Genomic DNA, 12,369 nt, shown 5'->3' with positions numbered 1-12,369 from the left:
CGCCCCCATGCCACGACGGCTCGAAAGACCCCCGAACGCGGCCCGCGCACAGCTCGTATACGGCCCGCTCACGGCTCGCGCGGCACCCGCATACACCGGAGACACGACGCGGCGCCCCTACGGGGCGCCAAGTCGCTCCGGGCCTTCGGCCCGGTTGAGGGGCTCCGCCCCTCAAGTTCGTCACCTTCGGTGACGATCGGGGCCTTCGGCCCCGTGGGGTCGCCCTCCGGGCTCCCCCTTGGCTGGCTGGAGGGTGGGGGCGGTCGTGGTTATCCCGGGGTTTATGGGCGGGGTGTTGGGGGTGTCTGATGCTGGGTTATGGGTCTTGCTCGGGTTGGGGGGCCTCTGTTGGTCTGGGCTTTGATAGTCACTTCTCGCATACAGGGCTGGAGTGGGGTTGGTGTTCCCGGTTTGCTCCTGATGCTTCATCATATGAATGATGGTTCAGTAAAGGGGTCTAGACCAATTTTTCTCTGTCCGGGTGCCAGCTCGGTCCCACCCTGGGCGTGGCCGGTAGTCGTATCGCGGCTGCGGTGCCCCGGCCGTCGGCATTTTCTGCGGGTGCCGGTTGGTCAGGCTCCGATTCCGATGGCGCTTACGTAGGCGTAGGCGGAATAGTCGGAGTCGAGTTCGGAGATAATGTCGTCCCAGATTTCGTCGAGGGTTGCGATGTCGTCCGCCCCCCACGCTCTGACCGCATCGTCCCAGATATAGCGGGCCTGGATGGAACGGTCCGAAAGGATGCGCTGGTATTTCTCGGACACGGTGCTCTGGTCGACCGGGAAGATTTCCATCCGGCGGCCCATTCCGTGGTTGTCGAGAATTCGTTTGAGGGCACCGGAGCGGAGGAGGTTGTACCGGCGGCGGGCCCAGTAGGCGTCGTCAACGGCCTTCAGCTTGGCCGGGGAAGGAGTGACACCGCGTTCCCAGGAACGGAGCAGGCGGCGGCTGACACCGCGGGCCGCCAGTTCGGCGCGGCCGGCGGGGTTGTCGAGGTAGCGGAGGCGGGCAGCGAGGCCGCGGGAGGTGGTGACGGGTGAGGCGATACCTCCGGCGCGGGCGACGCGGTCGATCTCGGCGTACAGGGCCCGGGCTCCGCTGACACCCTGGGCACCGTGTTTCTGCCACTCCCCCCACAGGTCGGTCGCACCGCTCACGCTTCATGCCCTCCGAGGCTATAGGTGTGCTTCGGCTTGACGTGCGAGAGATCACGACCGTATGCAAAAACTGACTGCCAGTCTCCCGCAATATGGAGCTCATCAGTTCCCGACATTTCCACAACCGTCAAACCCGCAGCGTGCGCCTTGTATGCCTTCATCCATAGATTAGCAAATGCCTGGGAACGAATGATGTGCATCCAGTCAGGCCGCCGGATCTCCCGGTTCGCTGTCGACTCCCCGATCGTGGAAACAAACTTCGAATACATAGCCTTGATGTAATCGAGAGTCAGATCGTCCTGGTTCTCGATCGCGGTTTTCCGGCCCTCGGCAAGCGCCCGGCGCAGCTTCTCCAAAAGCCCCTCGCTGGCCCCGGAGGTCCACGACTCATGGATAACCGGAGCCTCACACAACCCCTGCCGTGCGCAGCGCAGGAGGAGGCGGAGGGTGGGTTCGGTGATCCAGAGGGGGCCGGGTTGCTGGCGGGCGCCGAGGGGTGAGGGGAGGTCGGTGTGGGTCCAGGGGGGTGGGGTGATGTGGTGGAGGCCGGCGCGTTTGGGGTCGTGGGTGGTGTGGCGGGTGTGGGTGAGGCGGCCGATGGGGAGCCAGGTTTTGAGGGCGGCGAGGTAGGCGCCGTTGATGTCGAGGGCGGTGACGTGGAGGGTGATGTGTCCGGCGTGGGCGGCTTGGTGGAGGTCGGTGGCGCGCCATTTGGGGCGGCCTTCCCAGATGTGGTCCGTGCCTTTCTGGGAGCGTTTTTGGAGGATGGTCTCGGTCGGGGGGAACTCGGTGTGCTCGTAGCGGCCGCCGATACGGGAAGCCGTGAAAAGTTTCATCACGTCAGGGATGGCCCGTTTGACCAGAGCGGTCCGGGCGGTGTCCGTATCGCCGCCCGCCAGGGCGAGCTGGTGATCGACGCTGGCGCGGATCCGGTCGGTCAGCGATACCGCAGGCGCGGTCCGGTGAGGCGGAGCCGAAGGCGCGGCGGAGACGGGCCCGGCAGGGAGCGGCGGGGCAGCGACAGGCGCAGCGGAACCCGGCACGGCAGAGGCAGGGTCGGGAGCGGCGGGGCCCGGTGGCAGGGAAGCGGGCGTGATCGTGCCCGGCGCAACCGAGTCCGGACCCGGCAAGGAGGAGGGATCCCGTGGAGGGGAAGCAGGGTCCGGTAGGGGGGAAGCGGCGTTCGGCGGGCAGTGAGCGGGCTGCCCGGCGGTATCGGATACGGCAAAGGCGGGTGCCGTGAGGTCCGGCGCAGGAGAGTCCGGTTCCGGCCCGGGAGGAACAAGGACGGACGGGTTCGGCAGGACGGGGGCCGGCACAGCGGAGGCCGGGTCCGGCGGGACAGGGGTGGGAGCGGCGGAGACGGAGCCCGGTACGGCAGGTACAGGCGCGGTGTCGCCCGGAGGGACGTGAGCGGACGCCGCGGAGGTCGGCACGGCAGAACCCTGCGCAGCGGGGTCAGGAAGGCCGGACACTGACGCGGCAGCACCCGGTACATCCACAGAACCGGGCAGTGCGCCGCCCGGCGGGACGGAACCCGGGGCCACAGGGATGGAGGTGGGGGTGGGAGCGGCAGAGAACAGGCCGGGCAGGGCGGAGTTCGGGTTCGGGTTCGGCATAGCGTCACCCGGCGCTGCGCACGCTGACAGGGCGGAGGCCGGTACGGCGTCGCCCTGCACGGCGGAGAGGGACACGGCGTCGCCCCGTACATCGGGCGGGGACACGGTGCCGTCCCGTACAGCGGAGGGGGGTGTCGTGGAACTCGGCACGGCGGAAACCGGTACGGCAGGGGTCGGCAGCGCGGCGGAAGACGGGGGCGGAGGAGCTGAGCCTGGTACCTCGGAATCGGAAGCGGAATCCGGTACGGCAGGGGCCGGTGCCGCAGGGCCAGGCGCAGCAGGAGGTCGGGGTGGTGAGGCAGCCTTGAGGAGAGCGGGGACGGGCACGGCAAAGCCCGGCGCGGCAGAGGCCGGCGCGGCAGGGTCGGGCGCGGTGTGGTCCGGCGGGTGGGAGGCGGGGTCCGCGAGGGCGGAAGCGGGACCCGGCGCAGCGAAGCCCGGCACGGCAGGATCCGGCAGGCCGGAGAGGGGATCCGGCACGGCATGGCCCGGCACGGCAGGGCCGGGCCGGGCAGAAACGGGCACGGCGGGGTCCGGCGGGGCGGGGGTGGGGTTGGGCAGGGTGCTGGTGGGGAGTTTGGTGGTGGCGTGGGTGGGTCCGGCCAGGAGATCGAGGGCGGGGATACCCCAGTGCGCGGCGAGAGCGTCGACGTCTTTGAGGGTCCAGGCGGTCTTCCCGGACTGTTTCCGGCTGATCTGGAGCTGGCTGAGGCCGGTACCGGCCCCGACATCGATCTGACGCTCCCCCGTGAGCTGCATGATCGCCGCGACTGTCAGCCTGAGGACGTCCTCCGTACCCATCGTCATCACACGACCATACCCACACTTGCAGTCAAAAACCGACTACGCCATGCCGGGGAAGACAGCAGGGCACCGAAAAAGACCACCACAACACCCACCCGGACGCCCCCGACACCTATAAGACCCCGGACACCCGGCACCGCAGGCAAAACCGCCCGACACACCCACACCCCCCACGCAGGGAAACCAGGAACACCCGAACCGGCATAGCCCCAACCGGCCAGCCAGAACCCGGACCTGATCTTGTCGGGTCATATGGGTCCACTGCTTCGGCGTGAAGTTGCAGGGAGGGGTGGACCGTGGTCTTGGACCCGCTGCGCCGGCTGGAGCTCCGGCGTTTTCGTGGCCTGGTCGAGTCCGGGGCGATGAGGCTGTCGGAGGTTGCCAAGGGACCGGGCTGAACCGGCGGGCTGTCAGCGAGTACTTGTCTGCCGAAGGGCCGCTGTCGCCGTCACGCCGGACGGCGAACGGGCGGTCACGCAAGCGGGTGGTTGACGAGGTTGCGCCGCTGATCGATGCGATGTTGGGGGCCGAGGTCCTGATGAAGGCCGCGGTGATCCAGGAGCGGCTGGCTGCGGAGTACGGGTTCACCGGCAATTACCAGCGCGTGAGGCTCTACGTTCAGGAGGCCCCGCCCGAGGTTCGCCGAGGAACTGGGCATCACGCCGAGGGAGCTGGCGGGGGTGCACCGCCGGTTCGGGGTGATCCCGGGCGCCCGGGCTCAGGTGGACTGGGGTGATGAAGGCAAGGTCCTCGACCGCATGGGCTTCCCCCAAGGTCTGCTCCTTCCGCATGGTCCTGTCGTACTCGCGCGATCCGTTCTGCTGCTTCACCACCAGCCTCGATCTCCAGACGTTCCTCGGCTGCCGCCTTGGGGCCTTCGCGCACTTCGGCGGGGTGCCGATGACCATCGTCTACGACCGGGCCAAGACCGTGTCCGCCGCCATGTCGCCCCCGGTGAGGCGGTTCCGCTGCATCCGGAGGCAGTCGGCTTCGCCGGCCACTACGATTTCGATATCGATGTGCTGGCCGCCTACCGGCCGCAGGGCAAGGGCCGGGTCGAGCGGCAGGTCCTGACCGTCCGCGACCACGTCCTGTCCGGCCGGGCCTTCTCCTCCATCGAGGAGATGGACGCGGCGTTCACCGCCTGGGTTCCGGGGCGGCGGGCCCAGACCCACAAGACGCACCGGGAAGTCATCGGGCATCGCGCCGCCCGGGACCACGCGGCCCTCAAATCGCTGCCGCCGACTGCGTATCTGGTGACCGAACGGCACCTGCGGCCGGTCGGCAAGGGACTGCCGGGGCGCCTTCGGCGGCAACCTCTACCCGGTTCCCGCCCGAAATGTCCGACCGCGTCAGCTGATCGAGAGCAGGGCCACGAAGTCCCAGGTCATGCCGCACTCCACCACTCCCGGCACCAGCGGGGAGACGCTGCTGGCCACACACCCCCGGGCGATCGGCCGCGGAGTACCCGTCGTCGAGGAGACGCACTGAGACGGCCTGCCCACCGGCAAGGGCCGCCGGACCACCACCGGCAACATCCTGCCCCAGCCCCGGCACGAACGTCCTCCCGGCGAGACGGCCGGCTCACTGTCGGCTCTGCTGAACCGGGGCGCGGCGATCCGCGTCGAGGTCGGCCGTCGGCCGTTGCCGGTCTATGACGAGCTGACCGGCACCCGCCCCTTTCACCACCCACCCGAGCACGAGGGCAACGTCTTGAGCGAGCTGGTCCCCACCCGTATCCGCACCACGGCCGGCGAGCTCGGCCTGCCCCACCTCGCGGAAACCGTCGACGAGTACACCCGGCGGGCCGGCGAGGCGAAGATGGGCTACCTCCTCTCGACCTGGTCCTGTCCGAGGAACTCGCCGTCCGCGACGACCGCCGCTTCCGCAGCGGGCTGCGGACTTCGAGGCTGCCTCACCACAAGACGCTCGACGGGTACGACTTCGCCTTCCAGCCCGACCTCGGCCCCCGGAAGATCAAGGACCTCGCCACCCTCTCCTTCGCGGAAGCCGAGGCGAACGCGGCCCTGCTCGGGCCGCCCAGAGCGGGCAAGACTCACATTGCCGTCGCACTCGCGGTCGCGGCATGCCGGGCCGGCTACTCGATCTACTTCACCAGCCTCGACGACATGGTCCGCAACCTCAAGACCGCAGAGGCGGCAGGACGTCTGACCAGCAAGCTCGGCACCTACCTACGGGCGGCCGTTCTCGTGGTGGACGAGGTGGGCTACCAGCCCCTGGAGCGAGCTGAGGCGAACCTGGTCTTCCAGGTGATCTCCAAGCGCTACGAAAAGGGGCCCGATCATCCTGACCTCGAACAAAAACCTTCAGCGAGTGGGGCCAGGTCTTCGGCGACCAAGTCCTCGCCACCGCCATCCTCGACCGACTCCACCACTGCGACGTGATCCCCATCCCCATCAACGGACCCAGCCACCGGCTGAAGACCCGCCTCCAGGCCATCGAGCGGTGACCGAAGCGGCCTGACCAGCTGCGATCAGGAGACCGGGCCCTCGCCCGGCGGGATGAAGGCATCGGCGCCATCAGCATCCTCGACATGCCCCTGAGCATCGACCGTGATGGCCGCCGCCCGCCCCTGCGACGTGATGAGCCAGGCCAGTACCTGTTCCGTCAGCGGCGTTCCACCCGGGCCCTCGTCCTTCCAGTGCACCCGCCACCCTCCGCCAGGCACCGCGGCCACGACCTGGTCCGCCCGCTCCAGGTGGCAGAAGTCCCCGTAGTCCGTCACCGCACGCAGGGCACCACGCTTGGGATCGACGACCAGGGCCGCCCCGTTCACCTGGTCCCAGCCCTCCACACGCACCATACGACCGGTCCCGGTGTCGGCACCGTTGAAGATCGCGGTCCAGCCCGTCTGATGGAAACAGCGAAGAGACACCTCTCCATCATCTCGAACCACGACGCCCGCACTTCACAGGTCTCCCCGCACTGCACGTTCACCCGCACACGCCTCCGGGGCGTGTTGGAAGTTCGGATCATGTGGTTGAGGTGAGGTGCTGCAGCCACATGACTGATCCTCTGAGGTGGAGTCCTGCTTCGTAGCTTTCCGGGGATTTTGTCGTAGCGGGTGGGTGCGCCACGAGGCGCCATGGAATCGAGTGAGGTGAGAGACCTTCACCGCCGGGTTGTCGTAGCAATCCGGTTGAAGCTGGGGGCAGTTCAGTTCGGGGGGTGCCGAGCCGGGCGGTAAGCAGCCCCGACAACGCCGGGACGGGTTGGCACTGCCAGACGACCCGGGTCCGGCTAGTGAGACAGGAAGGTGCACGCGAGAAATCAGTGCCTGACGCCCCGTAATTACGACACCGGCTCGAACCTGGCGGATCTGGGCCGGACGCAGTGCACGACCACCAGTGCTCGTCGGTGGTCGACTCCGAAGCCGACTCTACTCATCGGTGGGGAGGCCACGCTGAAAGTCTGCGGCGTAAGCGTGGCGATGCTGCCGGGGTAGAGCTGGGCACCTCACCTGTCGATCGATTCGTGGTGAACGTGGGAACTGTCCGCGGTCGCCCCTATATCGGACATCCAGTCCGATCGGGGGCAGGCCCATCGCCGGCTGATGGCCGTCGGGCAGGACGGAGGCTCCGTAGTACTCCGAGGCCGGGAAAGCCGGTCACATGGGGAAGGGGGCCAGCAAGTCGACAGTAAGGAGACTGGAATGCCAGGAGGCTGTCGCCGGTGAATACCGACGAGCTGGAATGGGCCTTGATGAAGGCCGAACGCCGGGTACTGGAGATCCAGACCAAGCTGCACCGTTGGGCTGCGGATTATTCTCATCGCAGGTTCGACGACCTGTTCAACCTCGTGGCCGATCCCGCTTTCCTTTTGGTGGCGTGGGACCGTGTCCGGGGAAACAAGGGTGCCCGCACGGCCGGAGTGGATGGGAAGACCGCCCGCTCCATCGAAGCCGGGCAGGGAGTCGAGGCGTTTCTCGACAAGCTGCGGACTCAGATTAGAGACCGTAGCTTCCATCCGGTTCCTGTTCGCGAGCGGATGATTCCCAAGGCGAATGGCAAGCTTCGCCGTCTCGGGATTCCGACCGTGGCGGACCGAGTGGTCCAGGCGTCCTTGAAACTGGTGCTGGAGCCGGTGTTCGAAGCGGATTTCCTCCCGTGTTCCTATGGGTTCCGCCCGAACCGCCGAGCTCACGATGCGATCGCCGAGACCCGATACCTCGCCAGCCACGGATATGAGTGGGTGGTGGAGGGCGACATCACGGCGTGCTTCGACGAGATCGCGCACCCGGCCCTCATGGAGCGGGTGCGGAATCGAATCGGGGACAAGCGGGTGCTGTCCTTGGTGAAGGCGTTCTTGAAGTCCGGGATCCTGTCCCGTGACGGGGCCTTCACGGACACACGCACCGGGACCCCGCAGGGCGGGATCCTGTCGCCGCTGCTGGCCAACATCGCACTCTCGGTCCTGGACGAGCACATCGCCCAGGGCCTCGGAGGGCCAGATGGCACCTCCGAGGACCGGCGCAGGAGACGGCGCCGAGGATTGCCCAACTACCGGCTGGTCCGGTATGCGGACGACTTCCTCGTACTCGTCTTCGGGCGCCGAGAGCATGCCGAGGAACTACGCGACGAGGTCGCAGAGGCATTGAAGCCGATGGGTCTTCGCCTGTCGGTAGAGAAGACAAGGATCACGCACATTGACGAGGGCCTTGATTTTCTCGGATGGCGCATCCAGCATCACCGGAAACGTGGCACTGACCGGCAGTACATCTACACCTACCCGGCACGGAAATCGGTACGATCCGTCACGGGCAAGGTGAAGGAATTGACCGGACGGCAGAACGTCGGCTTGTCGCTGGAGTCCTTGCTTCACCGACTGAACTCGGTGTTGCGGGGATGGTGCGCGTATTTCCGTCCCGGAGTGTCGAACGTTGCTTTCTGTTACCTCAGCCACTACACGTGGATGAGAGTGACACGATGGATCCGACGCAAGCACCCCGGGATCACTTGGAAACAGCTCCGCCGACGCTATTACGGCGGCGGCTGGTGGCCTGCCACGGAGGAAAAGGAACTGTTCAACCCGGCCAAGGTAAGCACGACAAGATACCGATACCGGGGAAAACTCATCCCGACCCCGTGGCCCACTACGGCATGAGGAACTGAACACCCCGCAACGGGATTTGTGGAGAGCCCGGTGCCCGGAGACGGGCACGCCGGGTTCGGGAGGCGGCTCGGGGAAACCCACTGGTGGAGACATCGGCAGGGCGCCCCGAGTCGACCTCACCGAGGCCGCGCCAGGTCTTGATCTTCTGGAAGCAGCGTTCAACGGTGTTGCGCTGCTTGTACCGGTCCGGGTCGAAGATGACGGGCCGGCCCTGCCCTGCCCGTCAGGGACGTGGGGCTTTATCGCCGTGCACGGCTGTGTATTCGGCTGCGAGCCAAGGTCCGAGGTCGTTGATGAGCATCCCGAGCACCACCGGATCAGACGAGGGTGCACGACCCACGGTCGTAGCGACGCGCATCTGCTCGAGACGCTCGGGGTAGTAGCGGCCGAACAGCTCGGCGGACTGGTCGAGGTCACTGGTCCAGCCGCCCCATCGGGGCATGATCAGAGTGAATCCCGTGCGGACGATACGACGGCCGACGAAACGGCTGAGGATCCGGCGGTCGGCGTCCGTGGTGGCTTCGGCCGCCTTGGCACGCCAGCGTGGAAGCACACGGGCGAGGTCACCGTTGGTCTCCCGCGCGAGTAGGGCTGTGGGACGGTAGCGGGGCAGTTCTTCTGCGAGGTCGGGGCCCAGCAACGGGGTGCAGAGGCAGGCGATGAAGAATCCGCCGTCGTGACGTTCGACGTCGCTGAGCAGAACCCGCGTGCTGGTCAGCAGAATCCCGACGCCGTCGATCTGCGGGAATGCACGGTCGAGTACGGCCTCGATCGCTTCGGCGTCGGCGCGGTCGCCTTCGGTGGGCTCGTCATGGAGGACGAGCTGGAGGTCGAGGTCGGACACGCCGGGAGTGGCGGTGCCACGGGGGATGCTGCCGTAGAGATAGGCGCTGTGGAGGCGCGTATCGCCGAACGTCTCGGTGATGCGAGCGCGGGCGGCATCGACGGCGGGCACGAACGTTGCCGGCACTCGGTCCAGAGCGCCTTCGCGTGCGATCATTCCGTCGCGGTCCAGCCCTCGTTCATTCATGGGACCACTGTGCCTTCTGCTGCTGCGTGCTGCGTGCTGCGTGCTGCCGAGCGGATTTCCCAGGGAGGAGCAGCGTCACGTCGCCGACGCAGGTTTCCTCGGCCAGCCGGGGGTGGCCCCTTTCCGTGCGAGGCGCCCGGCCATGAGGGTGATGGCCGCCCAGGTGATCAGCGTCTCGGCATGCTGGACGAGGCCCTCGCAGTCTCTCGCATGCCGACGGGCGTGCATCATCCGCGCAAGACTGCGCTCGACGACCCGGCGGCGGGGAAGGACGCCCCGAAGCCGGAAGCGTCCTGGGGCGGCTGACCGGCTTGACCGTGAGGTTGAGATGCCGTTTCGCCCAGTCGACGAGCTTTCCGGCGGAGGCGGAGTCGGCCCGGACGATGGTGATCTCGGGGTGCATCAGGCGGAGACCGAAGAGGACTCCTTTCGCGGCGGCGGCATCGCGCAGGCCGGCGGGGGTGACCATGACCATGAGGGGCAGTCCGCGGGTGTCGACGACCAGGTGGCACTTGCGGCCGTTATCTTGAGCCGTCGCGATGAGGATGGACTGGACCAGGGACGATGCGATGCGGACAGCGTCCTCGACGCGGGGTGCTGGCGGACTCTTGCGGCTGCGGAAAGCGCCTCGCCCGGCGTGTCACTCGCTCCTGACGGTCAGCTGGACGATGTCTCGACTGTCGTTTTCACGGCATGGTGTCGGAGTCGGGCGGCTACGAGTTCCATCTCGACGAGCGTGCCCACAAGGCCGGCAGTCTTCAACTCCGCTGCCATGGACCGCGCTTGTGTCAATGACAGGCCGCGCACCTCTCGAAGAGCGCGAAGGACGGGCACTCCACTCGCCTCGGGCTCTGTCAGCCGGAGCCGGGCAGGTCCATGTTCTGCCAAGAGGACCTGGCGGATCTCCTCCGGAGTCGCCTCGCCGCTGTCTTGCTCGCACCAGGCGACGGGGCAGGACAGGCAGTTCCCTTCGGTTCCCCACCACAGGCGTCCGCGCTCGATGAACTGGCCGGTGTCGAGTATCAGCACGCCGCTGCATGCCTCGCATCGAGCTGTGATCTTCGCACCCTGGGATATCACCGTGCTCCTCAACACTGGATCTCGCACCGGATGGTGCCGTAACAGCTCTCCTTCGTCGAACGCATATCGCCGAGCTCTCGTGCGGCAGCCGGAACAGTGCGGCCCCGATACCGGGGCATCAGCTTCTCAACATGGGCCGACCGGCCTTGGAGCCGATGGCTTCGCCGTGGCACGGATGCCGCAGACGTCGGCCATTCGACGTTCGCCCAGCGCCAGGGCCAGGGCTTGCCTGAGCTCACGGTTCTCCGCCTCCGGCTGCCGGTTGCGCTCGGTGGCGGCCTTCAGCCGACGGAGCAAAGACACTTCGGTGGCCCGTTGCCGCTCGGGAACCGACCGAGCCACGGGGATGGGACGGTATCGGACCCGGAGGCGTTCGATCTCGGCTCGCAGGTCCGGCTGATTGTAGAGCCAGGACCGGGAGACGCCGACCTCGCGGGCGACGGTCCCGAAGGTGATCACGACGCCGGTGGTGTCCATTCGCCGCAAGGCGGATGCCGCTTTCCGGCGGGTTGCAGTTGCCCGGCGGCGGGCCGCGGAGACGATGAGGTGGGAGTTGTCGGCTCGCATCGGCGGCTTCCTCGTGCGGGTCCCGGCCGTCGTTCAGCTCGTGGATCATGCGGTCGAGGTTGTCGGCGACCTGCTGGTTCATTTCGGCGACGCGGGTGTGCCCGCAGTTCCTGGCGTTGTCGATCAGCGTCACAGTGCGGGTGTGCTGTTCGCGAGTACAGGGAGGAACTCCAGGCCGGTGAGGAAGACCGGGCAGGTCAGACAGGCTTCTCTGAACCAACGAGAGTGTGCCCTGTGATCAGGTGACAGGACGATCAGTCCTGAAGGGGAGGTCCGGTGTGGGGCCGGAGAACGGGTGCGAACGGCGCGGGTGTTAGTTTCCTTCCCGTGTTAAAACACCAGGACGAGACCAGGGCGGCCTACGACGGGGTCGTCGAGCTGTACGCATCGATGTTCGCTAATCGGTTGGAGACGCAGCCGTTCGCGCGGAACATGATCGGCACCTTCGCCGAGCTCGTGCGTGGCACGGGGAACCTGCGGGCAGCCGACGTCGGGTGCGGACCCGGTCATCTGACAGCCATGCTGCACGACTTGGGGCTGGACTCCTTCGGGCTCGACCTCTCCCCGGCTATGGTCGCCCACGCCCGGCGCGCCCATCCGACGCTGCGGTTCGACGAAGCGCGAATGGAGGCCCTGCCGATCAAGGACGGCGCGCTCGGCGGAGTGCTGGCCCACTACTCGATGATCCATACCCCACCTGGAGAATTGCCCGCGCTGCTCGCCGAACAGGTGCGTGTCCTGACGCCAGGGGGCCTGCTCCTGGTGTCCTTCTTCGGGACCGAGGGACCGGAGCCGGTCCGCTTCGACCACAAGGTGGCGCCCGCCTATAGCTGGCCGGCGGAGCAGTTTGCCGAGTTGCTGACCGGGGCCGGACTCGTCACGGTTGCTCGGTTGCTCCACGACCCAGCGTCCGAGCGGGGCTTCCTCGACACCCATTTGCTGGCCCGCCGCCCGTAGAGAGTGGCCCGTGGCCTGGGTC

8 protein-coding genes and 3 pseudogenes are annotated in these 12,369 nt (G+C 67.4%); 3 read left to right on the top strand and 8 right to left on the bottom strand.

The window, feature by feature from the left end; translation table 11 throughout:
* Nucleotides 1-572: 572 nt before the first annotated feature.
* The 3 genes from ABZ714_RS24855 to ABZ714_RS24845 form a co-directional block, all read right to left on the bottom strand.
* Complete coding sequence (locus ABZ714_RS24855; protein WP_358827525.1) at nt 573-1,157, bottom strand: hypothetical protein; 585 nt, start codon at nt 1,155-1,157, stop codon at nt 573-575.
* Nucleotides 1,154-2,200 (bottom strand): dihydrolipoamide S-succinyltransferase, encoded by a 1,047-nt coding sequence (locus ABZ714_RS24850; protein WP_358827524.1) that lies wholly within the window; start codon nt 2,198-2,200, stop codon nt 1,154-1,156. The genes ABZ714_RS24855 and ABZ714_RS24850 overlap by 4 nt, the downstream gene beginning before the upstream one ends.
* A gap of 2,291 nt (nt 2,201-4,491) precedes the next feature.
* Complete coding sequence (locus tag ABZ714_RS24845) at nt 4,492-4,782, bottom strand: hypothetical protein (protein WP_358827523.1); 291 nt, start codon at nt 4,780-4,782, stop codon at nt 4,492-4,494.
* Between the two features lie 511 nt (nt 4,783-5,293).
* On the opposite strand from ABZ714_RS24845, the pseudogene istB reads away from it, so the two are divergent.
* Nucleotides 5,294-6,050: pseudogene (gene istB, locus ABZ714_RS24840) on the top strand (IS21-like element helper ATPase IstB).
* A gap of 24 nt (nt 6,051-6,074) precedes the next feature.
* Here the strand turns inward: istB and ABZ714_RS24835 are convergent.
* A complete protein-coding gene (locus tag ABZ714_RS24835) occupies nt 6,075-6,476 on the bottom strand; it encodes a hypothetical protein (RefSeq protein ID WP_358827522.1) in 402 nt (133 codons plus the stop codon).
* A 797-nt stretch (nt 6,477-7,273) separates the two neighbouring features.
* Here ABZ714_RS24835 and ltrA point away from each other — a divergent pair.
* Nucleotides 7,274-8,704, top strand: a complete 1,431-nt coding sequence (gene ltrA / locus ABZ714_RS24830; RefSeq protein WP_358827521.1) for a group II intron reverse transcriptase/maturase — start codon at nt 7,274-7,276, stop codon at nt 8,702-8,704.
* A 130-nt stretch (nt 8,705-8,834) separates the two neighbouring features.
* Here ltrA and ABZ714_RS24825 read toward each other — a convergent pair.
* The 4 genes and pseudogenes from ABZ714_RS24825 to ABZ714_RS24810 all read right to left on the bottom strand — a co-directional run.
* A pseudogene (locus tag ABZ714_RS24825) lies at nt 8,835-8,936 on the bottom strand (IS5/IS1182 family transposase); the annotation flags it as partial.
* Nucleotides 8,937-9,743, bottom strand: coding sequence for a nucleotidyltransferase domain-containing protein (locus ABZ714_RS24820; RefSeq protein ID WP_358827520.1), 807 nt, complete (start codon nt 9,741-9,743; stop codon nt 8,937-8,939). It lies immediately after the preceding pseudogene.
* Nucleotides 9,744-9,821: 78 nt separating this feature from the next.
* Nucleotides 9,822-10,272: pseudogene (locus ABZ714_RS24815) on the bottom strand (transposase); the annotation flags it as partial.
* Between the two features lie 677 nt (nt 10,273-10,949).
* Entirely contained in the window at nt 10,950-11,390 is a 441-nt protein-coding gene (locus ABZ714_RS24810; RefSeq protein WP_358827519.1) for a DUF6262 family protein, read from the bottom strand.
* A gap of 327 nt (nt 11,391-11,717) precedes the next feature.
* On the opposite strand from ABZ714_RS24810, the gene ABZ714_RS24805 reads away from it, so the two are divergent.
* Complete coding sequence (locus tag ABZ714_RS24805; RefSeq protein ID WP_168476589.1) at nt 11,718-12,347, top strand: class I SAM-dependent methyltransferase; 630 nt, start codon at nt 11,718-11,720, stop codon at nt 12,345-12,347.
* Nucleotides 12,348-12,369: the final 22 nt, after the last annotated feature.

The sequence above is a fragment of the Streptomyces sp. NPDC006798 genome (assembly GCF_040635975.1).
In the GTDB taxonomy this organism is placed as follows: Bacteria; Actinomycetota; Actinomycetes; order Streptomycetales; family Streptomycetaceae; genus Streptomyces.
Note: the sequence above shows the minus strand (reverse complement) of the source record. Positions and strands in the feature narration are given on the sequence as shown.

Excerpts from the sequence above, each read along its gene's own strand:
- ABZ714_RS24845 (WP_358827523.1), bottom strand. The coding sequence starts at position 4,782 with ATGCCCGATGACTTCCCGGTGCGTCTTGTGGGTCTGGGCCCGCCGCCC.
- ABZ714_RS24820 (WP_358827520.1), bottom strand. The coding sequence starts at position 9,743 with ATGAATGAACGAGGGCTGGACCGCGACGGAATGATCGCACGCGAAGGC.
- ABZ714_RS24810 (WP_358827519.1), bottom strand. The coding sequence starts at position 11,390 with ATGCGAGCCGACAACTCCCACCTCATCGTCTCCGCGGCCCGCCGCCGG.